Source organism: Sphingomonas sp., from assembly GCF_026460985.1.
Taxonomy (GTDB): domain Bacteria; phylum Pseudomonadota; class Alphaproteobacteria; order Sphingomonadales; family Sphingomonadaceae; genus Sphingomonas.
The window spans coordinates 59,722-82,361 of sequence record NZ_JAPKNM010000096.1 but is presented as its reverse complement, the minus strand read 5'-3'; the positions used below and the strand labels follow the sequence as shown (position 1 = coordinate 82,361).

Below are 22,640 nucleotides of genomic sequence, written 5' to 3'. Positions count from 1 at the left end.
ATATAGACGCTGGCGCCGATCCGTCACCCCATGACGGGCCATCCGTCGTTTCGGGGTGGCGCATAGCCGAACCGGGAGTATAGGCTCTTCCTTTGGCAGCCGAGCGGCGCGCTTCGCGTCGGCGAACAGGACAAGGCGACCGGCGACCCCGCATGAATTCGATCGATCGCTACATGGCGCGGCTGATCGCGGTTCCGCTGATCTCGACGCTGCTGATCTCGGCGATGCTGCTCGTGCTCGATCGCATGCTGCGGCTGTTCGACTTCGTCGCGACCGAGGGCGGACCCGTCAGCGTCGTCTGGCGGATGCTCGCCAATCTGCTTCCCGAATATCTCGGGCTCGGCATCCCGATCGGGCTGATGCTCGGCTGCCTGCTCGCCTTCCGCCGCCTCGCCACCTCGTCCGAGCTCGACGTGCTGCGCGCGGTGGGGATCGGCTATACGCGGCTGCTGCGCGTGCCCTATATATACGCGATCGCGCTGGCGCTGCTCAACCTGACGATCGTCGGCTTCGTCCAGCCCTGGGCGCGCTACAATTACGAGCAGCTCCGCTTCGAGCTCCGCTCGGGCGCGCTCGGCGCGTCGATCAAGGTCGGCGAGTTCACCAGCTTCGGCAGCCGGATGACCCTCCGGATCGAGGGAAGCGCCAACGAGGGGCGTGACCTTTCGGGCATCTTCGTCCGCATGACCACGCGCGACGGGCCGCTGGCGGTGACCGCCGAGAAGGGCCAGTTCCTTCGCTCCGACGATCCCGACACGATCATCTTCCGGCTGACCAAGGGCACGCTCGTCCACACCGCCCAAGGCTCTGCGGTCCCGCGCGTGCTCACCTTCGACACGCACAACCTGCCGATCCCGCTGCCCAAATATGAGCAGTTCCGCGCGCGCGGCGACAAGAATCTCGAGCTGACGCTTCCCGAGCTCGCGGTGATCGGCCGCAACGACGCCGCGACCCAGACGCAGCGCGCCACCAGCCGCGCCGCGTTCCACTTCCGCCTCGCCGAAGTCGTGTCGATGTTCCTGCTGCCGATGCTCGCCGTCGCGCTCGGCATCCCACCGAAGCGATCGACCTCGGCGCTGGGCGTGTTCCTGTCGATCGTGATGATCGTCACCTATCACAAGGTGAACGAATACGGGCAGTCGTTCGGCAGCCTCGGCCGGGTCGATCCGATCATCGCCCTGTGGGTGCCGTTCGCGATCTTCGCGGGGCTGGTGATCTGGATGTACCGCACCGTCGCCTATGTCCCTGGCGGCCAGCCGATCGGGGGCCTTGAAAAGGCCTTTGCCAAGGCGTGGCGGGCGATCCGCAAGCGCCTGCCCGGCCGCCGCCGCAAGACGACCGAGATCCCGGCATGAGCCCGCTCAACTTCTTCCCGTCGCGCACCATGTCGCTCTACATGGGGCGGATGTTCCTCGTGCGCACCTTCGCCATCCTGGCGGCGTTGGTGCTCGTGCTCCAGGCGCTCGACCTGCTCAGCGAATCCGGACGCATCCTCGCCTTCGAGGGCAATGGCGAAGCCGAGGTCTGGCGCTATGTCGGGCTGCGCACGCCGGAGATCATCGCGCGCTTCCTGCCCTTCTCGGTGCTGCTCGGCACGATCCTCGCGCTGTCGCAGCTCAACCAGAACAGCGAAGTGATCGCGATGAAGGCGTCGGGACTCTCGGCGCACCAGGTGCTCGCGCCGCTGATCGTCGCCGCATTGGGCGTCGCCGCGCTCTCCTTCGCCTTCAACGAACGCATCGTCAGCCGCGCCACCGCCACGCTCGAGCAATGGAAGAAGGTCGATTACGGCCCCCTCCCCGTCGATCGCGGCGACCGATCGAACGTCTGGGTAAAGGACGGCGACGACCTGATCGTCGTCGGCCAGATCCGCGGCCGCGGCGACGCGGCGCAACTCTACGACATTTCCGTCTACGAGCGCTCCGGCCAGTCGCTCCGCTCGATCCTCACCGCCCGGCACGGCGTGCGCGACGGCGAGGGCTGGAAGGTCGACGGGGTGCAGCGCTTCGATGTCGCGGCGGGCAAGCTGACCCCGCTTCAGCCGCTCCGCATCGCCGACGGCGTGCGCCCCGACCAGTTCACGCTCAGCCACATCAACGCCGACGGGCTGTCCTTCACTGCGCTGCGCGAAGTGATCGACGATCTCACGGTCGCCGGCCGCCCGACCAAGGCGCTCGAGGGATCGCTGTGGCACAAGCTTTCGGGACCGCTCTCGTCGGTGCTGATGCCGCTGCTCGGCGCGGTCGCGGCCTTCGGAATCGCGCGCTCGGGCAAGCTGTTCGTGCGGGCCGTGATCGGCATGGCGCTCGGCTTCCTCTATTTCGTCGCGGACAATTTCGCGCTGGCGATGGGCAATCTAGGCGCCTATCCGCCCTTCCTCGCCGCCTGGGCGCCGTTCCTGCTGTTTCTGATGATCGGGGAAGCGGTACTGCTCAGGACCGAAGAATAGCCCTTTCATGAGCGCGACGATCCCCGGCCCGGACGGACAACCCCGCTGCCGCTGGTGCGCGGCGGCGCCCGAGTTCCTGCCCTATCACGACCGCGAATGGGGCTTCCCGGTCGGCGACGATCGCCGGCTGTTCGAGAAGCTCTGCCTCGAAGGCTTCCAGTCGGGCCTGAGCTGGCGCACGATCCTCGCCAAGCGCGAGAATTTCCGCGCCGCCTTTCACGGCTTTGATTTCGACCGGGTCGCGACCTTCACCGATGCGGACGTGGAGCGCCTGCTCGGCGACGCGGGCATCGTCCGCCATCGCGGCAAGATCGCCGCCGTCGTCAACAACGCGAAGCGGCTGCAGGAGCTCGTGAAGCAGGAGGGTCCGTTCGCCGCCTATATCTGGCGTTTCGAGCCCCGGCCCGAGGAACTGGCACCCCCGCAGACCGCCTCGACTTCGGTCACGTCGATCGCCCTGTCGAAGGACCTCAAGAAGCGGGGCTGGGCCTTTGTCGGCCCGACCACGGTCTATGCCTTCATGCAGGCCATGGGCTTGATCAACGATCATGCTGAAGGCTGCGTCGTGCGAGAGCAGGCGGCGGAGGCGCGGAGGGCGTTCAAGGTGCCTATCTAAGCACCGTTGCGCGCGTTCGGTATCCCGCTAGTCTTGCATGGTGATCTCCACCCTCCATTCGTTGTTCATCACGGTGCTCGGCCCTCCGCTGGTGCTCCTGCTTTGGGCGCATCTGATCCGTCCGCACTGGAGCGGATTCGACCTGCTCGCGCTCGCGATCGCAGCGGCAACAGGCTTGTCGGGCATCGCTACCGCTCGCTGGTCCGATCTTGTGAAAGTCGCGGGCGCAGGCATCTGGCTGACGATCGCCATCGTCACCTGGCCCTATCCGATACTGGGCATCGTCTGCACCACCGGCGATTGCCTCTAGTCAAACGAAACGGGCCGGCCCCGCGAAGGGCCGGCCCGCTATCGCTTTACCGATGCGTCGAGCCTAGCGCCGCGCGCCCATCGTGCTCCGCGCCAGCTGGCCGACCAGCCCCGGCAGGCCCTTGTAGCTCGCCTTGTGATAGGGCGAGTCCGGCTCGAGCATCGCGGTCAGGCGGCGATGCGCAATCCCCAGATTGTGATAGGGCACGCTCGGCAGCAGATGGTGCAGCGCGTGATAGCGCAGGCCTACCGGCGCCCAGAGCGCGGGCAGCAACCCCGGCGGCGGCACGTTGACGCTGTCGAGATACTGGGCGGTGACGGTCATCGCCTCGCCTTCATTCTCCCATAGATGCGCGACCAGAGTGCGAATCTGGTTGATCACCGTGACCGCGCTGATCACCCCGAGGAAGATCAGGAAGGCGCCCAGCGGGATCACGCCAGTGGCGGTCAACGCGATCAGCGCGATCGCCCAGACGCTCGTCGCGACTTCCTGCGCCAGCCAGCGCGTGCGGTCGGCGCCCTCGGCTGGTCGACGGCGGAAGGCGGGATTGATCACAAGCCCCGAATAGCGCTCGCGCACGATGCGGCGCAGCGGCGGCACCGCCAGCGACAACGGCGAAAGCACCGCGTAGCGCAGCAGCAGCCCGATCGGTGCCAGCGCGGAGACGAGCACGAACAGCGGCAGCGTCCAGGGCTTCATCAGCGCCAGCGGCAGATATTCGGGGTCCTCGACCGTGCCGTAGCGGGTGCGGGCATGATGGAGGTTGTGAACACCCTCGTACATGAAGGACGGCACCATCAGCGGCACGCCGACCAGCGTGTTCCACACCAGCCGGAAGCCCGGCAGGTTGCTGTGCTTCAAATGGCTGATCTCGTGGATGAAGAGCAGGGCGCGATAGAGAGCGAGCACCGCCACCGCCGCGGCGAGCAGCGCCCAGCCGGTCGACGGCGCCAGGATCGTCGCCGCCAGCGCGCCATAGCCGATCGCGGCCGAAGCCAGCATGTCGGTCCAGAAGATGGCCCGGTTAGGCTTGTGCAGGTCGCGCGCAATCTCGGCGGCGGCGCGGAGCATCGCCTTGTCGTCGGCGATGCGCCCCGCCGCGGCGCGCGCTGTCGGCGCGGCCGGTGCCGCCGCCTCGCGCAAATCCAGTGCGATAGAAGGGTTCATAGGTACGTCCATTGCCCGTAGATAGTGGCTAGAACGGGGCAGCAACAGGGGGATGCCGCGACGCAGCAGGTTCCGCTTGACAAGCATGGGCCTCTGGCGGGACTTCGGCGCATCTCTGTCAAAGGCGCCCGTTCATGCCCGCACCCGTCGTCCGCCCCGTCACGTCCAAGGCGGACATCAACGCATTCGTCGAGCTCGCCTATCGCCTGAACGGCGACGATCCCCATTGGGTCGCCCCGCTGCGCGACGAAGTGAAGGCGACGATAAGCCCGGCGAAGAATGGCTGGTTCAGCCATGCCGAGGCGCAATTGTTCCTCGCCGAGCGCGACGGCAAGCCCGTCGGCCGCATCTCCGCGCATATCGACCGCCTCGCGCTCGAGATGCCGCCCGAGCAGGGCTTCGGCCCCGGCACTGGCTTCTGGGGATTCTTCGATGCCGAGGACGAGGAGACCGCCGTCGCGCTGATCGCGCAGGCCGAGGCGTGGCTGCGCGACAAGGGCATGACCCGCGCACTCGGCCCGGTCAGCCTGTCGATCTGGGAAGAGCCCGGCCTGCTGGTCAAGGGCCACGACCATTCGCCGACGGTGCTGATGGGGCACCATCCCGCGCGTTATCAGGGCTGGATCGAGGCGCAGGGCTATGCCCCCGCCAAGAAGCTGGTGACCTATGAGCTCGACATCACGCAGCAATTCCCGCCGCTCGTGCAGCGCATCGTCGCCGCGGGCGAGAAGAATGCGCGTATCCGCATCCGCAACGTCGACAAGTCGCGCTTCGACGAGGAGGCCGCGGTCATCCTCGCGATCCTCAACGATGCATGGTCGGACAATTGGGGCTTCGTGCCGCTGACCCAGCCCGAGATCGACGATGTCGGCAAGAAGCTCAAGCCGCTCGTCTTCGAGGATCTGATCATGATCGCCGAGCTCGACGGCGAGCCGGTGGCCTTCATGATCACCCTGCCCGACCTCAACGAGCCGCTGAAGCCGCTCAAGGGCTCGCTCCTCCCCTTCGGCTGGGCGAAGCTCCTGCTATGGCTGCGCAAGCCCAAGGCCCGCACGATGCGCGTGCCGCTGATGGGCGTGGTCAAGAAGCTGCAGAGCTCGCGGATGGCGAGCCAGCTCGCCTTCATGATGATCGAATATATCCGCCGCGCCGCGGTTCCCAATTATGGCGCGAGCCGCGGCGAGATCGGCTGGATCCTCGAGGACAATCAGGGAATGATCGCCATCGCGGACACGATCGAGAGCCGGGTAAACCGCGAATATGTGATCTACCAGAAGCCGATCTGAGGGCGAGCCCGCGGCGGCACATCCGTCCGCCGCGGGCCTCCGGTTACTTCTGCTCGGCGGCGGCGGCGGGATCGACCCCGGTCTTGGCGATCCACTGCTCGCGGGTCATGCAGGTCTTGGCGTTGAAGATCGTGCCGGTGGTCGTCTGCGGCTTGACGCAGTAGCGCCGCTCCTTGCTCGCCTTTGCGGAAGACTTGGCCGGCGTGTCGCTGGTCGGGTCCGCGGCATAGGCCGGCGCGGTGGCGCCCGCGACGAGGACAGCGGCGGCGACGATGGCGGCGGCAGCGCTCGAGATGCGGCGGCCGGTGGTGCGATTGCTGAACATTATCCCTGACTCCTTTACTTTCAGACACCAGGCGCTCCCTCGTTTCGCCTGCGCCATAAGCATTGCATCGCCCGTGCCAGTTTCCAGAGATGTGGAATTTCAATGACTTGACTGTGTTACGTTTCAAAGTCACTGCTATAATACAGCAATACACGCCAAAATTTGGCGGATGGCGCCCGCCAGTGTCCGGAAAGGGACAATGGCCGGTGTCCGGAATCGGTCGCGACTGTCCGATTCCGTAGCGGCAACTCGTGTTCGTGCGGGGAGGGTCAGCGCCTCAGCGCAAGGTCACCCAGGTCGGGGCGTGGTCGCTCGCGCGCTCGCGGCCGCGATAGTCCTTGTCGACGCCTGCCCCCACGAGCCGGTCGGCGGCCTGGGGGCTCAGCAGCAGATGGTCGATGCGGAACCCCGCGTCGCGCTGCCAGCAGCCGGCCTGATAGTCCCAGAAGGTCCAGATCCCGCCGGCCGGGAAGCGCGTCCTGAGCGCGTCGGTCCAGCCCTGCGCGAGCAGGCCGCGATAGCGCTGACGCGATTCGGGCTGCATCAATGCGTCGGTCGCCATCGCGCGCACCGAGAAGGTGTCGTCGTCATTGGGGATGACGTTATAGTCGCCTGCCAGCACCACCGGCCGTTCCTCGGCGAGCAGCGCGCGGGCGCGATCCGCCAGCCGCTCCATCCATTTGAGCTTGTAGTCGAACTTGGGTCCCGGCTGCGGATTGCCGTTGGGCAGATAGATCGAGGCGATCACCAGATCGCCGACCTCGACCTCGACATAGCGGCTGTGCGCATCCTCGGGATCGCCCGCGAGCCCGCGCTGGCGCTCGACCGGCTGTTGCCCGCGCGCGAGCACCGCGACGCCGTTGAAACCCTTCTGCCCATGCCAGACGGCACCGTAACCCGCCTTCTCGATCTCGCCGACAGGCAGCGTCTCGTCGGCGCCCTTGAGCTCCTGGAGGCACACCAAATCGGGCTTCTGCTCGTCGAGATATTCGAGCAGGCGCTCCATGCGCGCCTTGATCCCGTTGACGTTGTACGTGACGATCTTGGGCAAGGTCAGACCGAGAAGCTGGTGCCGCAGCCGCAGCCCGAGGCCGCGTTGGGATTGCTGACGTTGAAATGCGCGCCGCCGAGCGAGTCGACGAAATCGACCTGCGCCCCGCGGACGAGATCGAGGCTGATCGAATCCACCACCAGCCGCACCCCGTCGACCTCGGCGACGGTGTCGTCGCCCTCGACTGCGTCGGCAAAGCCGAACTTGTACTGGAAGCCCGAGCACCCGCCGCCCTCGACCGAGAGCCGCAGGATCGCGGGCTTGCCCTGCTTCGCCGCGATCGCCGCTACCCGCGCGGCCGCGGCCGGGGTAAGCGCGATGTCAGGCTGGGTGATCGTCGCCATGCCGCCGAGATAGGGGCGCGGCGCCGCGGTGGCAATGCGTCACGGCCGTTGTGGACATCGCATGACCCCGGCGCGCGAGCTGAGCCGAGATTTTCATTCTGCGAGAGATGCTTGCCGCGTCAGGCGTGATACAATGGAAATATGGATGCAAGGGTAACCACAAGCGGCGGGCAACCGGCGGCGCTTCGGCGGCGCAATCGCGCCCGCCCGCCCGGCATTGCTGCGGGCGGCACCACACCATGACCGGCCTCCCCGCACAGCGCGAGCGGATGCCGCGGAAGAATCTGATGCTGGCCGCTTCGATCGAATCGGCCGGGATGCGCGCGCCGGTGCGCATCCGAAACCTCTCCGAAAGCGGGGCGATGCTCGACGGCGCGGTGCTTCCCGAGGCGGGCGCCCCGGTCATGCTGCTCCGCGCCGACATCCAGGTCGCCGCGATCGTCGTCTGGCGCGAGGCTGGACGCTGCGGGATCCGGTTCGACAATATCGCCGCCTCGGTCGACGAATGGGTCACGGGCAAGCGCGCGGCGTCGTTCAACGGCCAGCGGGGCCAGGCGCGGGTGGACGCGATCCAGACCGCCGTCCGCGCCGGCTCCGCGCTTCCGCCGGAACCGGGGCTCGCTGCGGCCAAGGCATTGCGCCCGGGCGAACTCGAGCAGCGCATCTCGGAAGAGATCGTCTACGTCCAGCGCCTGATCGACGCGCTGGGCGAGGAACTGGTCGAGGACCCGGTGATGCTCCAGCGGCATTCGCGGGTGCTGCAGAATCTCGACCGGGCCAGCCAGGTGCTGGCGCATCTCGGCACGGTGCTGGCGGCGGAGGACCGCGCTGCCGCGGCGCAGGACGTAGCGATGCAGGATCTGCGCGAACGCCTGCTGCGCAAGCCGATCTTTTAGGGCGTATCGCCATTCCGGCGAGCGAGGACTTTATCCTCCCCCGCCAGGGGGAGGTGTCAGCCGCAGGCTGACGGAGGGGGCGGAATCATTGCGCTCGGTTGGAGAGGGCGCTGCTAACCTCCCCCTCCGACGCCTTCGGCGCCACCTCCCCCTGACGGGGGAGGATTTGAAGGTCGATACGTCCTGGGATGTATCGGAGCCGGTGCCGGGGTCATAGCCCCGGCACTCCTCTCCTGCCTCTTACTTCGCGGGGCCGCCGACGCCGCCCTGCGCGCGGTTCTGGACCGCGGTCAGATATTCGCCGCTCTGCAGGAACGGGATCGGATTGACCGCCTTCCCGTCGACGCGGACTTCATAATGGAGGTGGCTGCCGGTCGAACGGCCGGTCGAGCCCATCAAGCCGATCATCTGCCCGCGGCGGACGCGGGTGTTGTCGGCGACCAGGATTTTCGAGAGGTGGCCGTAGCGCGTCTCGATGCCGCGGCCATGGTTGATCTGGACGAGGTTGCCGTAGCCGCCCTGGCGGCCGGCATGGCTGATCACGCCGTCGGCGGTCGCGTAGATCGGCGTGCCGATCGTGCCGGGGATGTCGACGCCGGCGTGCATCGCCGCGGTGCCGCGGAACGGATCCGAGCGGACGCCGAAGCTCGAAGTGAAGAGCATCTTGTCGACCGGCTGCATCGACGGGATCGAGATCACCGTCTGCTCGAGCGCGTCGAGCTTCTTCCAGGTCAGGAACAGCGCGCGGAACTGCGCATCGGCGCTCTCGGCCGAATCCGAACCCGCCACGGTGTCGTTATTGTCGTCCATCGGCTCATAGGGGCCGCCCATCGCGCCGCTCACGCGGACAAAGCGTTCGGGGGCGAGGCCGAGGCGGCGGAAATGGCTGGCGGTCTGCTGATAGCGCGCCTCGCCCGCGACGATCGCCTTGCCGGCGAGGGCGGCCTGGCGCTGCTCGACCTCGCGCAGCGGCGCGAGCATCTCGTTGGCGACGGCGCTGGTCTCCGTCGCGGTCTCGGCGAGCGCGGCGTCGAGCGCGACGGCATCGCCCTTGCCCGAGAGCACCGCGGAGATCAGCGCCTGGCGCTGCTCGACGCGGGCGGCCTGCAGCCGGGCGGCTTCCTTGGCGGCGGCGACTTCGGCCTGCATCTTGGCGACCTGCGCGCGCATCTGGGCGACCTGTGCCTCGGGCGAACCCGGGACCGCCGCGCTCACGCCGCTGACGGCGATCGCGCCGGCCATCGCCTGCGACACGCCATAGCCCGAGAAGAGGACGGTGACCGTCGCGACCCCGGCGAGCAGCGCCTGGGTGCGGCCGGCGATGCTGAAACGGCGCAGATCGCGGCCGTCATGGAAAATAAAATCGCGGGTAGTGAAAAAATCGCGGAACCGCTTGCCCAGGTTCGCATTCTTGTCGTTCGAAACGTTAGCCATGAGTCCCCGGCGGTCCAAGGCAAGCGCGCACCGATGCGACCCGGTGATCGGCTTACAAAAATCCCAAAGTTCCAGCTGCAGCCCCTCCGCGTCTGGACGCATCGGGTTTTGGCCAGAGAAATCAGGGGACCGCAAGCGCTTGGTAGTAACCACGCGTCAGACCGGCTGAGTCGCGCGCCGAGTCGTTGAACGGAGGTTTAATCAGCCCCCGGAAATAGGTGCTAACCAGCCTCTGCCAGGTGGTTTCGGGGTTAATATTTTGTTCAGCACAGGCTGATTCGAACCACCGCGTACCGGCCCGGACATGGATCACTTCGTCGGTCAGGATCCGGGTCAGGATCTTCGCCGTGGCAGTATCACCCACTGCTTGGAATCGCTCGATCGTGGAAGGGGTTACGTCGAGTCCGCGTGCCTCGAGCACCATCGGCACCACCGCCAGCCGCGCGAGTGCGTCGTGCGCCGTGGCGGCAGCCGCGTCCCACAATCCGTCATGCGCGGGCATCGCGCCATAGTGGCTGCCGAGCTGGCGGAGGCGACGGTCGAGCAATGCGAAATGCATCGCTTCGTCGGCGCCGACCTGCATCCAGTCATCGGTGAAGCCGCGCGCGAATTGCCCGCCGAACCTGCCCACGGCGTCGAAGGCGAGGTCGATCGCGGCGAACTCGATATGCGCCAGTGCGTGGATCAGCGCGACGCGCCCGCGCTCCGATCCGCCCTTGCCGCGCTTGGGCATCTGGTTGGGCGGCAACAGTTCGGGCCGCGCCGGCCGGGCCGGCCGATCGGGCATCGCCACGTCGAAGCGATGGTCGAGCCGTCCCAGCCGCCAGTCGCGCGCCGCCGCCCGCGCCGCCTTGACCTTGGCGAGCGGCTCCGCGGCGTCGAGCACCGCCCGCGCCGCTTCGGCGACGCTGCGGCTCACTTGCCCAACATCTCCCGCGCCGCCGCGAGCACCGCCTCGGCATGCCCCGGCACGCGCACCTTGCGCCACGCGCGGAACAGCTTGCCCTCGCCATCGAACAGGAAGGTCGAGCGGTCCACGCCCATGTAGCGCCGCCCGTAGAGCTGCTTCTCGACCCACACGCCAAAGGCTTCCATAACGCTCCCGTCATCGGTCGCGAGCGGCACGGTCAGGCTGTATTTTTCCGAGAACTTCCTGTGCTTTGCGGCACTGTCCTTCGAGACGCCGAGAAGTTCCACGCCGAGCGCCGCGAAGTCGGGCAGCAGCGCGGAGAAGTCCTGCGCCTCGCGCGTGCAGCCGGCCGTGTCGTCCTTGGGATAGAAATAGAGGAGGAGCGGCCCGCCTTGCCTGGCCAGCGCGATCCGGCCTTCGGGGCCCTCCAGCTCCACTGCGGGGAGCGCATCGCCCGGTTCGATCATCCTCGGTCTCCGCTCAGGCGCCGGCGCGGACCTCCGCCCAGCAATCGGCCACCTCCTGCCGGGTCCGCTCGAGCGAGGCAACCACCTCCTCCCACGAACCCAGGCCCACCGCCCGCGCGATCAGCGCCTGGGTCGTCTCCCCGGGCGGCTGCGCGTCGGGGGCGACCAGCCGCAGCGTCACCAGCAACCGCGAGAGCAGCGCATGGGCGCCGACCATCGTCTCCGAGAGCAGCCCCTGCCCCGCCAGCAGCCGGATCGCCTCGCGCAATCGGGGGGTGAAGGCGGTCTTGTGGCGCAGCTGGAGCACGTGCACCGCGAATTCGAGGTCGACGAGCCCGCCGGGGAGCAATTTCGCGTCGAGCGGCCCTGCCGGTGGCTTGTGCGCCGCCATGTCCGCGCGCATCTTCACCGCATCGGCAAGGATGTCGCGCTCGGGCCGCGCGCCGTGCAGTACGTCGTCGACGATTTCCTGCACCGCCGCCCGCGCCTGCGCCGATCCGAACACCGGCCGCGCCCGGGTCAGCGCCATATGCTCCCATGTCCAGGCGTCCTCGCGCTGGTAGCGCGCGAAGCCGTCGAGCGACACCGAGAGCGGACCCTGCGCGCCCGACGGCCGCAGCCGCGTATCGACGTCGTAGAGCGGCCCCGCCGCGGTCGCGACCGACAGCGCCGCCGTCACGCGCTGCGCCAGCCGGTTGTAGTAAGTCACCGCCCCCAGCGGCTTCGCCCCGTCGGATTCGGCGGAATAGTCGCCAGTGAACAGATAGATCAGGTCGAGGTCCGAAGCGTGGGTGAGCGCCTGCCCGCCCATCCGCCCGAGCGCGAGGATCACCAATTCGCTGTCCGGCACGCGCCCGTGCGCCCGGGTGAACTCCTCGACCGTCGCCGCGGCGAGCACTTCGATCGCCGCCTCGGCTATCCGCGCATAGCCGGCCGACACCTCGAGCGGATCGCTCGCCCCCGCGACGATCTGCGCGCCGAGCGCGAAGCGCTTCTCGCCGACCAGCCGCCGGACATGTTCGAGCTGCCACTGATAGTCCGCCCCGCGCTCGCGCGCCGCCATCGCCTCGATCAGCAGGGGCAATTCGGCCACGGGCTCGAGCGCGCTCGCGTCGATCAGCCCGTCGAGCAGCTCCGCGCGCCGCCCGAGCTGCTCGGCGAGCGTCGGCGCATGGCACAGGATCGCGCTCATCAGCTGGCGAAGCCCGGGCTGCGCCTCGAGCAGCCGGAAGAAGTTGATCGCGCTCGGCAGCCGCGAGAGCATCGCGTCGAAGCGCGTGATCGCGTGCGTGCTGTCGGGCGCCTCAGCGAACGCGTCGATCAGCCCGGGCAGCAGCGCTTCGAGCGCCTCGCGCGCCTGGGGCGAGCGCAACGCCGGATAGCCGCCTCCGCGCCACCCCTCGACGATGCGCAGCGCGCCGCCCGGATGGTCGAACCCCGCCGTGCGCAGCCGCGCCTCCAACGTCTCGGGATCGGAGGGAAGCCGCGGCTCCTCCTCACCTGCCAGCGAATCGTAGACGGTCCCCGCGCGCTCGACATGCGGCCGCAGCCGCGAGATCAGCGCCGCGCCGTCCGCCAGCCCGTGCAGCGCAGCGACATTGTCGAGCTGCGCCTGCCCGGCGGGCAATGTGTGCGTCTGGAGATCGTCGACCATCTGCAGCCGGTGCTCGACCGTGCGCAGCTCGGTATAGGCCGCGGCGAGCGCCGCCGCGTCTTGCGCGTCGATCCGCCCATCCGCCGCCAGTGCCGCCAGCGCGTCGCGCGTCGCTGGTGCCCGTAGCGCAGGATCGCGGCCGCCATGGATGAGCTGGTGGATCTGCGCGAAGAACTCGACCTCGCGGATTCCGCCGCGCCCGCGCTTGAGGTCGTAGCCCGGGCCGAACGCCTGCGCCTGGGCATAATGGTCGCGGATCCGGCGCGAGATGTCGCGGATCTCGCGGATCGTCCCGTAATCGACCGCGCGGCGCCAGACGAACGGGCGGATCGCGGCGAGGAAGCGCTCGCCCAGCGCCAGGTCGCCCGCACAGGCGCGCGCGCGGATGAAGGCGGCGCGCTCCCAGGGCAGCGCCTGCGATTCGTAATAGGAGATCGCCGCGTTCACCGGCAGCGCGATCGGCGTGACCTCGGGCGAGGGACGCAGCCGCAGGTCGACGCGCATCACATAGCCGTCGGCATCGCGCGCCTGGAGAAGCTCGATCACCCGCCGGCCGATCCGCACCGCCGCTTCCTCGGGCACTTCGCGCGGGCGGCAGGGCAATGTCAGAGGATCGAAGATCAGGATAGGGTCGATGTCCGACGAGTAATTGAGCTCGTGGCTGCCGAGCTTGCCGAGCGCGATCGCGGCGAAACCCTGCGGCTCGGCGTCGGGCGTCCGCTCGCGGATCGCGGTGCGGATGGCGCGGTCGAGGGCGTCGTCGGCGAAGTCGCTGAGCAACCGCGTGACGCGCGTCAGATCGAAGCGCCCCGCCAGGTCGCCCAGCGCGACCAGCAGCGCCAGCCGCCGCCGCTCGAGCCGCAACCTCCGCGACTCGGGCATTTCCTCGCCAAGTGCACGCGCAGCTTTCAGCGGATCATCGAGCGCCGGTTCCAGCTTCTCGACCAGCTGCGACTCGCGATCGAGCAGCATCGCGAGGAAGGGCGCATGCGATCGGGCACGATCAACGGCGCGCTGCAAGTCCCGGGAATTCATCCGGAAACCCCTTGCCGAAGCGCGGCAGGGACAACACATTTGGCAGAGTCAAGCAACAAATGTGAATCCGAGGCGTTTTTATATCGTGACCCGCACGTCATCCTGCTCAGCCCCCGAGGCACCTCCCCGCGCTTATCGCGTCGAGCGGCCCCGCGCCAGCGACGCGATCGCGCTGTCGCTGCGCGACGCCTTCGATCGCGAGGCGGGACTGCCCGGCGACATGGTGGCGCTGCTCCGCCGCCTCAACCGGATCGTCGCGCATTGAGGCGCGAGGCTATTCGTGGCGCTCGCGGCTGAGATCGTCGACTTCGCCCATGATCGTGTCGAGCGCGCTCTTGCCGCCGGGATTGGGCAGGCTCTCGCGCCGCGACGGCAATTGCCCTTCGGTCAGCAGCGCCTCGAGCGCGACGCGGCCGCGGGCGACGCGGCTCTTGATCGTGCCGACCGCGACGTTGCAGATCTCGGCCGCCTCCTCATAGGCGAATCCGCCCGCACCGACGAGGATCAACGCCTCGCGCTGCGGCTGCGGCAGGTGCAGCAAGGCGCGCTGCATGTCGTTCAGTTCGACATGCCGGTCCTGGCTCGCGGGCGCCGCCAGCAGCCGGTCGGCGACCAGATCGTCCCACTCGCCCTTGAAGCGCGCGCGGCGCATCTGCGAGAGATAGAGGTTGCGCAGGATGATGAAGGTCCATGCGCGCATGTTGGTGCCCGCCTGGAAGCGCTGGCGCGCCGCCCAGGCCTTGAGCAAGGTCTCCTGCACCAGATCGTCGGCAAGGTCGCGGCTGCCCGAGAGCGAGCGGCCGAACGCGCGCAAATGCGGGATCACGGTCGCGAGCTGCTTCTTGAACTCGGGATCGGATAGCGCAACGTGCTCGCGCGGCGGCTCGGCTGCCGCGTCCTCGCGATCGTCGGGCAGTTCGGACTCAGTCATTCGATCCCGTTCAGTTTCGCGTGCCGCTGTGCGGCGCTGATTGGAGATAGGCGGCGCAGGCGCGATTGCCAGCCTTTTCGGCGACGGTCCGAAGGGTTCAGGACCAGAGGAGGAAGGCGAAGACGATGATCACCAGCGCCAGGCCGAAGCCCAGCACGTAGCGCGTCATGTGCGGTGTGGTGCCGGCGCGGGCGCGATCGGTGGAGATATGGATGGGTTCGTCGTTCTCAGCCATGCCCTCTCAACCCGTCAGAACCGTTTTGGGTCCGTATCGTGTGGAACCCGCGCCGGTTTTTCACGCCGTGGCGGGCACCGTGGCTTGGTCGAAGAACAATGCCTGGCTGATCGTCGTCTTCACCGTCTCGCGCTGGAAGGGCTTGGTGATCAGGAAGGTCGGCTCGGGGCGCTCGCCGGTCAGCAGCCGCTCGGGGAAGGCGGTGATGAAGATCACCGGCAGGCTGAATTCGGCGAGGATGTCCTTGACCGCGTCGATGCCCGAGCTGTCGTCGGCGAGCTGGATGTCGGCGAGGACGAGGCCCGGACGGTCCTCCATCGCCAGCGCCACCGCCTCATCGCGCGTGACCGCGACGCCGGTGACCTCATGGCCCAGGTCGCGGACGATCTGCTCGAGGTCCATCGCGATCAGCGGCTCGTCCTCGATGATCATCACGCGGGTGCGCGTCTGGCGCTCGATCTCGGCGACCGCCTCGGCGACGAGCGCGGAGACCTGGCCCGGCTCCTCCTCGATCAGATAACCGGCATCCTCGATGCTGAAGCCCTCGACCGTGGTCAGCAGCAGCGCCTGGCGCGACAGCGGCGTGAGCCGCGCGAGCCGCTTGCGCGCGATCGTCTCGGCCGGGTTGGACGTGTCCGCGACGATGTCGTCCTCTTCGAGGTGAGTCGACTGCCAGATCGCCTGGAAGGTGCGATAGAGCCCCAGTCGCGGATCGACTTCGCGCGGAAACTGGTCGGGCGCCGCCACGATCGCCTCGAGCGCCGCGCGTACATAGCGGTCGCCTTCGGCCTGGCTGCCGGTGAGTGCGCGCGCGTAGCGGCGAAGCAGAGGAAGATGCGGCGCGAGTTGCTGACCAAGCGACATAAGGGAACTTCTCTCCTTCGAAAGCGCGGGCCGCATTTCTCGCGCCCCGACGTTTCCATTGCAATCGTTTCTGCTGTCCGAAGGGAGCCCCTCCCTGGATTTCGCATCGCCTGTGGAACAATCGACGCGCTATTTGGTTTCATCGGCCAGTCCATGTGGCGCGCCGTGCGCCACGAGCGCTTGCGCTCCGGCGTCATGGCGTTAATCGGGCATAGGATGCTCATGCGTGCTTCACAGTCCGGGTCCCGGACAGCTCGGGTCCTCACGGGGGGAATTGGTGCGTTCCGCTAAGGATGAGACGAACAGGCCGCCCAAGCCAAGAGGCGGAACGGAGAGCCGCAAACCCGGCCGCAGCGTGGGCGACGCGCTGCGCCAGGCCTATGACGAAGCCGTTCGCGAAGCAGTGCCCGATGATTTGCTCGACCTGCTGAAGAAGCTCGACTAGCCAGATTCTATGGACAGCACCGACCTGGAACCGCACGCGAGGGGTCCCGCGGCGGCGCTGGCGCGCATGCCGACGGGTGCCAAAGTCTTCCTGATCCTGGTCGGCGCCCTGCTCCCGCTCGCGCTGATCGCCCTGTTCACCACCATCCGAACGACCCAGTCCGCCGATACCGAGGCGCGCGCGCGGCTCCACGCGATCGCCGACGAGAGCTCGGGCATCGTCGAGAACGCGCTGAGCAACCAGGTGAGCCAGATGAGCCGCACGCTCGCCGCGCTCGAGCAGGACCCGCAGGACGCGCCGAGCTGCACCCAGCTCGCCGGCAGCTTCGCGGCGCAGGGCAATGTCCGTTTCGCGATCGCCGACCAGCGTGGGCGCATCGTGTGCGGGCAGCGTTTCTCGCTTCCCGCGGCGCCGGCGCTGCGCCCTTCCGAGGTGCGCGCCTCCTTCCTCGACGACGGGCTGGCCATCCGCATCGGCGGCGCCCTGGGGATGAACGCGACCGCCTGGTATCCGGTGTCGGCGCTTTCGGCGCTCGCGCGGCCGAGCGGCTTCGTGCCCGATTACGGCGCCGCCCTCGTCCGCGACGGCGAGCGGCTGGTCCTGCGCGATCTCGACGCCTCGGGCCCGCTGGGGCGCCGCGAGACCGCGCGCAGCGACCTGTCGCTCGACGATCTTGCCCTCGAAATGTCGGTCCCCGGCGCGCCGATCACGTCGCCGCTGATCATCGCCACCGTGCTCCTCGTGCTGATGTGGATCGCCGCCGCGGCGATCGGCTGGTTCGTGGTCGATCGGCTGCTGATCCGCCCGCTCAGGCGGCTGCGCACCAGCGTCGGCAAGTACCAGCCGGGCGAGGTCCTCGACATGAAGCGCTTCGGCGCCATGCCGGCGCAGGAGATCCGCGAGCTGGGCGACACGTTCCAGCAGATCACCCGCACCGTCCAGATCCACGAAGCCGATCTCGCCGAGGGGCTGGTGCGCCAGACGCGGCTGACGCGCGAGGTCCATCACCGGGTCAAGAACAACCTCCAGGTCATCTCCAGCCTGATCAATTTCCACGCGCGCGGCGCGAAGAGCGCCGAGGCGAGCGAGGCCTATGCCTCGATCCAGCGCCGGGTCGACGCGCTCGCGGTGGTCCACCGCCACCATTATGCCGAGCTCGAGGAGAATCGCGGGCTGGAGCTACGCTCGGTGCTCGGCGAGCTCGCCGCCAACATCCGCGCCACCGCGCCCGAGCGCGCGGCGGGCCTCGGCATCACGCTCGAGATCGAGCCGCTGCTGGTCAACCAGGACGTGGCGATCGCAGTCGCCTTCCTGATCACTGAGCTGGTCGAGCTGGCGGTCAGCTGCAACCCCACCACCCAGGTCCGGATCTCGGTCAAGGGCGGCGAGGACGAGGATCGCGCCACGCTGCGCGTCAACGCGCCCGCCTTGGTCGGGAGCGCCGAGCTCGAGGCGCTGCTGGAGAGCCGCTACGGCCGGGTGATCGCGGGCCTCGCGCGCCAGCTCCGCACCCGGCTCCACCACGACCCCCTGGTCGGCGCCTATGAGGCCTCGATCGCGATCACCGGGCGCCCCTGAACCCCCTCGAAAAAAAATGTGCCAGAGCGGGAACCCGGGCACGCAATGTACGTTCTGCACCTCGGATAGTGACCTTTTGCCCCCCCGCTCTCGCTATCCAAGACATGGGCCCGGAAGCGTCAACCCTCCCCCCCCCCGGTGACGCTTCCGGGCCTAACATTTTCTGGGAACATCGGAATTTGCGCACCGCTCGGCCGTCACTTCGTGCCTGAAGCGGAACGATTTCCGATGCTCGGGCATTTCTTCCCTGCACCCAATGCGCAAGTTGGAGAGTTTCGATGCGTAAGATTTTCACCTGTGCCGCGCTTGCCGGCGCGATCCTGGTCTCGGCCTGCAACACCATCGAAGGTGTCGGCCGCGACGTGGCATCCGCCGGCGACACGGTCGCCGACGCCGCCGACGACAACAAATAAGTCGTCCCGCCGGTTTTCAGGAAACCCCTCCCGCTCGGGAGGGGTTTTTCGTATCAGGAAGCCGGCTCGCTCTCGACTGCGCGCTCGCGCCGCCGCCGCGTGAACCAGATCGCGATCAGCGCGAGGAAATAGAGCCCGACCAGCGGCACCGCGAGCAGCAACTGCGATCCCACGTCGGGCGGGGTCAGCACGGCCGACAAGGCGAACGCCCCGACCACCGCATAGCGCCATGCGCCCTTCAATTGCTCGTAGGTGACGATCCCCGCATGCTCGAGCAGCATCAGCAGCACCGGCAGCAGGAACGACAGCCCGAAGCCGAAGATGAACTGCATCACGAACTTCAGATACTCGTTCACTTCCGGCAGCGCCTGTTGCTGCACGCCGCCGGCCAGCTCGCCCTGGAAGCCGAGCAGGAACTTGAGCGCCACCGGGATGGCGATGAAATACGCCATGCACGCCCCGGCGATGAACAACACCGGAGTGGCGAGCAGGAACGGCAGCAACGCCCGCTTTTCCTTGCGGTAGAGTCCGGGCGCGACGAACTGCCACAATTGGTTCGCGATCACCGGGAACGCGATCATCAGCGCCGCGAAGAACGCGACCTTGAGCTCGACGATGAACCCGCCGGTCACTGCGGTGTTGATGATCGTCACCTGCCCTGCCGCCTTGAGCGGCGCGACGAGGAACCCCAGGATCGGGCGCGCGAAATAGAGGCAGCCGGCGAAGGCCACCACCAGCGCCGCCAGCGACCAGAGGAGGCGGCGCCTGAGCTCGATCAGATGGTCGAGCAGCGGCGCCTGGGTGTCGTCGATCTCGTTCACGATTGGGGCTCGTCGGGAGTAGCGGCCCTGGGCTTGCGGACGCGCTTCGGCTTGGGCTTGGGCGCAGCCTCGCCTCCGTCCTCCGGCAGCAGCATGGGCTGCTCGACCATGACCGGATCGGAATCCACAGCCGGCTCGGCGAAATGTTCGGGCTGGGGCGCGGGAAGCGACGGCGTGGGCGGATGCTCGCGCATGATGCGCTCATTCTCCGCCGCCCATTGCTTCTCCATCTCGGCAAGCTCGGACTCGCGGATCATCGTGTCGAAGCCCGAGCGGAACTGGCGCGCGACGCCGCGCGCCTTGCCCACCCATTTGCCGACGAAACGCATCGCCTTGGGCAGGTCCTTGGGTCCGATCACCAGCAGCGCCACCACGGCCACAAGCAGCAACTCGGTCGGCGCTACGTCTAACATTCGGCACTGCCTCGGGCGCGCGTCAAAAGGCCGCGCGGATCAACGGTGGAAGGGATCGGAGCTCAGCGCTCTTCGCGGGTGCGCTCGGCTTCGGCCTGGAAGCTCGCCTCGGGCGTGGGCGAAGGCTTGCCTTCGATCCGTGTCGGCTTGGCAGGCGTCTCCGCCTCCTCGTCTTCGGCCATGCCCTTCTTGAACTGCTTGATGCCCTTCGCGACGTCGCCCATCATGTTGGAGAAACGGCTGCCGCCGAACAAAAGAATCACCAGCACACCGACGATCAGCCAGTGCATCAGGCTCATGCTACCCATGGGAAATCTCCTCGTATCGGGGTCTATCTAGGCGCGGTGCGCGCCCGGGGCAACGGCTCTGGGAAAGCCGCCGAAGAATCGGTTGGCGAGCCCTATTCGTCTTCAATGACAGTTTCGCTCGTCTCGGCCTCGAAAGCGAGGTCGACCGGGTCGAGCAGCCCCGCCGCCTTGAGATCGTCGATCCCCGGCAGGTCGCGCCGGCTGGCGAGTCCGAACTGGCTGAGGAACCCGGCAGTGGTCGCATAAGTGAGCGGCCGCCCGGGCACTTCGCGGCGCCCGGCGGGGCGCACCCAGCCCGCCTCCATCAGCACGTCGATCGTCCCCTTGGAGATCTGCACGCCGCGGATCGCCTCGATCTCGGCGCGCGTCACCGGCTCGTGATAGGCGATGATCGCCAGCGTCTCGATCCCCGCGCGGCTGAGCTTCCTGCTTTCCTCACGGTCGCGCCGCAGCAGATGCGCGAGATCGGCGGCGGTCTGGAAATGCCAGCGCTCGCCGCGCCGGACCAGTTCGATCCCGCGCCCGGCATAGAGCGCCTCGAGCCCCGCCAGCGCCCCGCGCACATCGGCCTCGGCGCCGACATGCGCCTTGATCTCGTCGACTGTCATCGGATGCTCCGACGCGAACAGCACCGCCTCCACGGCGCGGCCGAGATCGTCTTGGCGGATCATGCGCTTGCCTTCAGATAGAGCGGCGCGAACGCCGATTTCTGCCGCAGCTCGAGCCGCCCCTGCCGCGCCAGCTCGAGCGCGGCGACGAAGGACGAGGCCAGCGCCGACTTGCGATAGGTGCCGCTCGCGCCTTCGGGCAGGAAGCTCTCGATCGTGCTCCACTCGATCCGCGCGCCGATCAGGGCCGACACGCGGTCGATCGCTTCCTCGAGCGTCATCACGTCGCGCTGCGCCACGACGTGCATCACCGGCCGCGTCCGCGCACTGATCCGGCCATAGGCGGCGATCAGGTCGTAGATCTCGGCCTCGTAGCGTCCCTTGCGGACGACGCGCAGTCCCTCCGGGCACCCGCGCAGGAAGACGTCGCGCCCCAGCCGATCGCGCGCCACCAGCCGCGCGCCCGCCTCGCGCATCGCGTTCAGCCGCTCGAGCCGCAGCTGGAGCCGCAGCGCCAGCTCCTCGGGGCTGGGCGACTCCTCGGGATTGCGCGGCAGCAGCAGCGCCGACTTGAGATAGGCGAGCCACGCCGCCATCACGAGATAATCGGCGGCCAACTCGAGCCGTAGCTCGCGCGCCTGGTTCACGAACGCCAGATATTGCTCGACCAGCTGGAGGATCGAGATCTGCCGCAGATCGACCTTCTGGTTGCGCGCAAGCGCGAGCAGCAGGTCGAGCGGGCCCTCCCAGCCCTCGATGTCGATCTTGAGTGTGTCGGAGGGATCGGCGTCGCTCATTGCGGCGAGTTAAGCAGCCTATTATCCTCCCCCGCAAGGGGGAGGTGGCAGCCGAAGGCTGACGGAGGGGGAGGATGGCGACTCACTTGCCGGCGTGCTTCCTCCCCCTCCGTCGCGCAAAGCGCGCCACCTCCCCCTGGCGGGGGAGGATTTCAAACCAACGCCAGCAGTTCGTCCCGCTTGGCGATCAGCGCCCCGAAGTCCGCCGCCTCCACCTCATCCGCAACCGTCGCCATCGCGCGCGCCAGCCGCGCGACGCACTCCGGCGTCGCCTCCCCGATCCGCCCGGCAATCTCGACCATCTCGTCCATCCGTGCCCAGCAATCGAGCACCACGTCGCACCCCGCGGCGAGCGCCTGCGCCGCCTTCTCGCCCGCGGTGCCCGACAGCGCCTTCATGTCGATATCGTCGGTCATCAGCAGCCCGTCGAACCCGATACGCCCGCGGATGATCTCATCGATCACCCTGGGCGAGAGCGTCGCCGGCCGCTCCGCATCCCATGCCTCGAACACGACGTGGCACGTCATCCCCATCGGCGCGTCGGCGAGGCGCGTGAAGGGCTCCAGATCCAGTTCCAGCGCTGCCGCGTCCGCCTTGACGTGCGGCAGGTCGTAATGGCTGTCGACCAAAGCGCGGCCATGCCCGGGCATGTGCTTGACCACGCCCACCACCCCGCCGCGCCGCATGCCTTCGAGCATCGCCTGCCCCAAGGCCGCCACCCGCATCGGATCGCCGCCGAACGCGCGGTCGCCGATCGCCGGCGTCACGTCGGCCTGGCGCACGTCGAGCAAGGGCGCGCAGTTCACATTCACGCCGACCTCGACCAGCATCATCGCCAGCGCCTGCGCATTGGCCCGCGCCGCCTCGATCGCCGAGATCGGCGCGAGTTCGTAGAGCGCGTCGAACGCCGCACCGGCGGGGAAAGCCGGCCATTCGGGCGGCACCATCCGCGACACCCGGCCGCCCTCCTGATCGATCAAAATCGGCAGGTCCTCGCGCCCGGAGAGGTCGCGCAGGCTGTCGGTCAGCGCCTTCATCTGCGCGACGTCGCCGCAATTGCGCTTGAACAGGATATAGCCGAGCGGGTCGGCATCCCGGAAAAAAGCACGCTCGTCCGCGGTCAGTGCATGGCCGGAGACGCCGAAGATGACGGGTTTCATGCTTGCCCTTTACGCAATCCTCCCCCGGAGGGGGAGGGGGACCGCGAAGCGGTGGAGGGGTATTCGCCACGCATCAACGCATCTCGCTCGAGGAGACTACCTCTCCACCAGCTTCGCTGGTCC

At 68.1% G+C, this 22,640-nt stretch carries 27 protein-coding genes; 10 read left to right on the top strand and 17 right to left on the bottom strand.

Annotated elements, in window-relative coordinates:
* The first annotated feature begins 152 nt into the window (after window positions 1-152).
* The 4 genes from lptF to MT490_RS16090 are packed head-to-tail and all read left to right on the top strand — an operon-like array spanning window position 153 to window position 3,375.
* Window positions 153-1,355 carry an LPS export ABC transporter permease LptF gene (lptF, locus tag MT490_RS16105; RefSeq protein ID WP_297389956.1) on the top strand — a complete coding sequence of 401 codons (1,203 nt, stop codon included), beginning with the start codon at window positions 153-155 and terminating at the stop codon, window positions 1,353-1,355.
* Entirely contained in the window at window positions 1,352-2,449 is a 1,098-nt protein-coding gene (gene lptG, locus MT490_RS16100) for an LPS export ABC transporter permease LptG (RefSeq protein WP_297389953.1), read from the top strand. Before lptF ends, lptG begins: the two co-directional genes overlap by 4 nt.
* Window positions 2,450-2,456: 7 nt before the next feature.
* Window positions 2,457-3,065: a DNA-3-methyladenine glycosylase I gene (locus MT490_RS16095; protein WP_297389951.1), complete on the top strand. Its 609-nt coding sequence runs from the start codon at window positions 2,457-2,459 to the stop codon at window positions 3,063-3,065.
* A 37-nt stretch (window positions 3,066-3,102) separates the two neighbouring features.
* Window positions 3,103-3,375: a hypothetical protein gene (locus MT490_RS16090; protein ID WP_297389949.1), complete on the top strand. Its 273-nt coding sequence runs from the start codon at window positions 3,103-3,105 to the stop codon at window positions 3,373-3,375.
* 63 nt (window positions 3,376-3,438) lie between these two features.
* Here the strand turns inward: MT490_RS16090 and MT490_RS16085 are convergent, their stop codons facing one another.
* Entirely contained in the window at window positions 3,439-4,542 is a 1,104-nt protein-coding gene (locus tag MT490_RS16085; protein ID WP_297389946.1) for a fatty acid desaturase, read from the bottom strand.
* Between the two features lie 134 nt (window positions 4,543-4,676).
* Between MT490_RS16085 and MT490_RS16080 the strand changes: the two genes are divergently transcribed.
* Window positions 4,677-5,828, top strand: coding sequence for an N-acetyltransferase (locus MT490_RS16080; protein WP_297389943.1), 1,152 nt, complete (start codon window positions 4,677-4,679; stop codon window positions 5,826-5,828).
* Between the two features lie 43 nt (window positions 5,829-5,871).
* On the opposite strand, the gene MT490_RS16075 is transcribed toward MT490_RS16080, so the two are convergent.
* The 3 genes from MT490_RS16075 to erpA form a co-directional block, all read right to left on the bottom strand.
* Window positions 5,872-6,153: a hypothetical protein gene (locus MT490_RS16075; protein WP_297389940.1), complete on the bottom strand. Its 282-nt coding sequence runs from the start codon at window positions 6,151-6,153 to the stop codon at window positions 5,872-5,874.
* A 277-nt stretch (window positions 6,154-6,430) separates the two neighbouring features.
* Window positions 6,431-7,210 (bottom strand): exodeoxyribonuclease III, encoded by a 780-nt coding sequence (xth, locus tag MT490_RS16070; protein WP_297389980.1) that lies wholly within the window; start codon window positions 7,208-7,210, stop codon window positions 6,431-6,433.
* On the bottom strand, window positions 7,207-7,548 hold the full coding sequence (gene erpA / locus MT490_RS16065) for an iron-sulfur cluster insertion protein ErpA (protein WP_297389938.1): 342 nt from the start codon (window positions 7,546-7,548) through the stop codon (window positions 7,207-7,209). The genes xth and erpA overlap by 4 nt, the downstream gene beginning before the upstream one ends.
* Before the next feature lie 239 nt (window positions 7,549-7,787).
* On the opposite strand from erpA, the gene MT490_RS16060 reads away from it, so the two are divergent.
* Complete coding sequence (locus MT490_RS16060) at window positions 7,788-8,444, top strand: PilZ domain-containing protein (protein ID WP_297389935.1); 657 nt, start codon at window positions 7,788-7,790, stop codon at window positions 8,442-8,444.
* A 240-nt stretch (window positions 8,445-8,684) separates the two neighbouring features.
* Here MT490_RS16060 and MT490_RS16055 read toward each other — a convergent pair whose 3' ends face one another.
* From MT490_RS16055 to MT490_RS16040, 4 genes are all read right to left on the bottom strand, one after another.
* Entirely contained in the window at window positions 8,685-9,878 is a 1,194-nt protein-coding gene (locus MT490_RS16055) for a M23 family metallopeptidase (RefSeq protein ID WP_297389933.1), read from the bottom strand.
* Window positions 9,879-9,999: 121 nt separating this feature from the next.
* On the bottom strand, window positions 10,000-10,797 hold the full coding sequence (locus tag MT490_RS16050) for a ferritin-like domain-containing protein (protein WP_297389931.1): 798 nt from the start codon (window positions 10,795-10,797) through the stop codon (window positions 10,000-10,002).
* Window positions 10,794-11,255, bottom strand: a complete 462-nt coding sequence (locus MT490_RS16045) for a peroxiredoxin (protein ID WP_297389928.1) — start codon at window positions 11,253-11,255, stop codon at window positions 10,794-10,796. The genes MT490_RS16050 and MT490_RS16045 overlap by 4 nt, the downstream gene beginning before the upstream one ends.
* A 13-nt stretch (window positions 11,256-11,268) precedes the next feature.
* Complete coding sequence (locus MT490_RS16040) at window positions 11,269-13,944, bottom strand: bifunctional [glutamine synthetase] adenylyltransferase/[glutamine synthetase]-adenylyl-L-tyrosine phosphorylase (RefSeq protein ID WP_297389925.1); 2,676 nt, start codon at window positions 13,942-13,944, stop codon at window positions 11,269-11,271.
* Window positions 13,945-14,029: 85 nt separating this feature from the next.
* Here MT490_RS16040 and MT490_RS16035 point away from each other — a divergent pair, with 85 nt between their 5' ends.
* Complete coding sequence (locus tag MT490_RS16035; protein ID WP_297389923.1) at window positions 14,030-14,209, top strand: hypothetical protein; 180 nt, start codon at window positions 14,030-14,032, stop codon at window positions 14,207-14,209.
* Between the two features lie 9 nt (window positions 14,210-14,218).
* Here MT490_RS16035 and MT490_RS16030 read toward each other — a convergent pair whose 3' ends face one another.
* The 3 genes from MT490_RS16030 to MT490_RS16020 all read right to left on the bottom strand — a co-directional run bounded on the left by MT490_RS16030 (window position 14,219) and on the right by MT490_RS16020 (window position 15,974).
* Window positions 14,219-14,875, bottom strand: a complete 657-nt coding sequence (locus MT490_RS16030) for a sigma-70 family RNA polymerase sigma factor (protein WP_297389920.1) — start codon at window positions 14,873-14,875, stop codon at window positions 14,219-14,221.
* 97 nt (window positions 14,876-14,972) lie between these two features.
* Entirely contained in the window at window positions 14,973-15,110 is a 138-nt protein-coding gene (locus tag MT490_RS16025; RefSeq protein ID WP_297389917.1) for a hypothetical protein, read from the bottom strand.
* Window positions 15,111-15,170: 60 nt separating this feature from the next.
* Window positions 15,171-15,974 carry a response regulator gene (locus tag MT490_RS16020; protein WP_297389914.1) on the bottom strand — a complete coding sequence of 268 codons (804 nt, stop codon included), beginning with the start codon at window positions 15,972-15,974 and terminating at the stop codon, window positions 15,171-15,173.
* Between the two features lie 277 nt (window positions 15,975-16,251).
* Between MT490_RS16020 and MT490_RS16015 the strand changes: the two genes are divergently transcribed.
* The 3 genes from MT490_RS16015 (at window position 16,252) to MT490_RS16005 (ending at window position 18,410) form a co-directional block, all read left to right on the top strand.
* On the top strand, window positions 16,252-16,419 hold the full coding sequence (locus MT490_RS16015) for a NepR family anti-sigma factor (protein ID WP_297389911.1): 168 nt from the start codon (window positions 16,252-16,254) through the stop codon (window positions 16,417-16,419).
* 9 nt (window positions 16,420-16,428) lie between these two features.
* Window positions 16,429-17,997, top strand: a complete 1,569-nt coding sequence (locus MT490_RS16010) for a sensor histidine kinase (protein WP_297389908.1) — start codon at window positions 16,429-16,431, stop codon at window positions 17,995-17,997.
* Between the two features lie 278 nt (window positions 17,998-18,275).
* The gene (locus MT490_RS16005; RefSeq protein WP_297389906.1) at window positions 18,276-18,410 is read left to right on the top strand and encodes an entericidin EcnA/B family protein; all 135 of its coding nucleotides are present in this window, start codon (window positions 18,276-18,278) and stop codon (window positions 18,408-18,410) included.
* 53 nt (window positions 18,411-18,463) lie between these two features.
* On the opposite strand, the gene tatC is transcribed toward MT490_RS16005, so the two are convergent.
* From tatC to nagZ, 6 genes are all read right to left on the bottom strand, one after another.
* Entirely contained in the window at window positions 18,464-19,231 is a 768-nt protein-coding gene (tatC, locus tag MT490_RS16000; protein ID WP_297389903.1) for a twin-arginine translocase subunit TatC, read from the bottom strand.
* Window positions 19,228-19,644 (bottom strand): Sec-independent protein translocase protein TatB, encoded by a 417-nt coding sequence (tatB, locus tag MT490_RS15995; RefSeq protein WP_297389901.1) that lies wholly within the window; start codon window positions 19,642-19,644, stop codon window positions 19,228-19,230. The genes tatC and tatB overlap by 4 nt, the downstream gene beginning before the upstream one ends.
* A 62-nt stretch (window positions 19,645-19,706) precedes the next feature.
* Complete coding sequence (locus MT490_RS15990) at window positions 19,707-19,952, bottom strand: twin-arginine translocase TatA/TatE family subunit (RefSeq protein ID WP_297389896.1); 246 nt, start codon at window positions 19,950-19,952, stop codon at window positions 19,707-19,709.
* 92 nt (window positions 19,953-20,044) lie between these two features.
* Window positions 20,045-20,623: an SMC-Scp complex subunit ScpB gene (scpB, locus tag MT490_RS15985; RefSeq protein WP_297389893.1), complete on the bottom strand. Its 579-nt coding sequence runs from the start codon at window positions 20,621-20,623 to the stop codon at window positions 20,045-20,047.
* The gene (locus MT490_RS15980; protein ID WP_297389890.1) at window positions 20,620-21,357 is read right to left on the bottom strand and encodes a ScpA family protein; all 738 of its coding nucleotides are present in this window, start codon (window positions 21,355-21,357) and stop codon (window positions 20,620-20,622) included. The genes scpB and MT490_RS15980 overlap by 4 nt, the downstream gene beginning before the upstream one ends.
* 152 nt (window positions 21,358-21,509) lie before the next feature.
* Entirely contained in the window at window positions 21,510-22,517 is a 1,008-nt protein-coding gene (nagZ, locus tag MT490_RS15975; protein ID WP_297389887.1) for a beta-N-acetylhexosaminidase, read from the bottom strand.
* Window positions 22,518-22,640 lie beyond the last annotated feature (123 nt).

Excerpts from the sequence above, each read along its gene's own strand:
- lptF (WP_297389956.1), top strand. The coding sequence starts at position 153 with ATGAATTCGATCGATCGCTACATGGCGCGGCTGATCGCGGTTCCGCTG.
- lptG (WP_297389953.1), top strand. The coding sequence starts at position 1,352 with ATGAGCCCGCTCAACTTCTTCCCGTCGCGCACCATGTCGCTCTACATG.
- MT490_RS16060 (WP_297389935.1), top strand. The coding sequence starts at position 7,788 with ATGACCGGCCTCCCCGCACAGCGCGAGCGGATGCCGCGGAAGAATCTG.
- MT490_RS16075 (WP_297389940.1), bottom strand. The coding sequence starts at position 6,153 with ATGTTCAGCAATCGCACCACCGGCCGCCGCATCTCGAGCGCTGCCGCC.
- MT490_RS16030 (WP_297389920.1), bottom strand. The coding sequence starts at position 14,875 with ATGACTGAGTCCGAACTGCCCGACGATCGCGAGGACGCGGCAGCCGAG.
- MT490_RS16005 (WP_297389906.1), top strand. The coding sequence starts at position 18,276 with ATGCGTAAGATTTTCACCTGTGCCGCGCTTGCCGGCGCGATCCTGGTC.
- MT490_RS16020 (WP_297389914.1), bottom strand. The coding sequence starts at position 15,974 with ATGTCGCTTGGTCAGCAACTCGCGCCGCATCTTCCTCTGCTTCGCCGC.
- MT490_RS16010 (WP_297389908.1), top strand. The coding sequence starts at position 16,429 with ATGGACAGCACCGACCTGGAACCGCACGCGAGGGGTCCCGCGGCGGCG.
- MT490_RS15990 (WP_297389896.1), bottom strand. The coding sequence starts at position 19,952 with ATGGGTAGCATGAGCCTGATGCACTGGCTGATCGTCGGTGTGCTGGTG.
- MT490_RS16055 (WP_297389933.1), bottom strand. The coding sequence starts at position 9,878 with ATGGCTAACGTTTCGAACGACAAGAATGCGAACCTGGGCAAGCGGTTC.
- tatB (WP_297389901.1), bottom strand. The coding sequence starts at position 19,644 with ATGTTAGACGTAGCGCCGACCGAGTTGCTGCTTGTGGCCGTGGTGGCG.
- nagZ (WP_297389887.1), bottom strand. The coding sequence starts at position 22,517 with ATGAAACCCGTCATCTTCGGCGTCTCCGGCCATGCACTGACCGCGGAC.
- scpB (WP_297389893.1), bottom strand. The coding sequence starts at position 20,623 with ATGATCCGCCAAGACGATCTCGGCCGCGCCGTGGAGGCGGTGCTGTTC.
- MT490_RS16025 (WP_297389917.1), bottom strand. The coding sequence starts at position 15,110 with ATGGCTGAGAACGACGAACCCATCCATATCTCCACCGATCGCGCCCGC.
- MT490_RS15980 (WP_297389890.1), bottom strand. The coding sequence starts at position 21,357 with ATGAGCGACGCCGATCCCTCCGACACACTCAAGATCGACATCGAGGGC.
- MT490_RS16095 (WP_297389951.1), top strand. The coding sequence starts at position 2,457 with ATGAGCGCGACGATCCCCGGCCCGGACGGACAACCCCGCTGCCGCTGG.
- MT490_RS16085 (WP_297389946.1), bottom strand. The coding sequence starts at position 4,542 with ATGAACCCTTCTATCGCACTGGATTTGCGCGAGGCGGCGGCACCGGCC.
- MT490_RS16040 (WP_297389925.1), bottom strand. The coding sequence starts at position 13,944 with ATGAATTCCCGGGACTTGCAGCGCGCCGTTGATCGTGCCCGATCGCAT.
- erpA (WP_297389938.1), bottom strand. The coding sequence starts at position 7,548 with ATGGCGACGATCACCCAGCCTGACATCGCGCTTACCCCGGCCGCGGCC.
- MT490_RS16045 (WP_297389928.1), bottom strand. The coding sequence starts at position 11,255 with ATGATCGAACCGGGCGATGCGCTCCCCGCAGTGGAGCTGGAGGGCCCC.
- MT490_RS16090 (WP_297389949.1), top strand. The coding sequence starts at position 3,103 with ATGGTGATCTCCACCCTCCATTCGTTGTTCATCACGGTGCTCGGCCCT.
- MT490_RS16080 (WP_297389943.1), top strand. The coding sequence starts at position 4,677 with ATGCCCGCACCCGTCGTCCGCCCCGTCACGTCCAAGGCGGACATCAAC.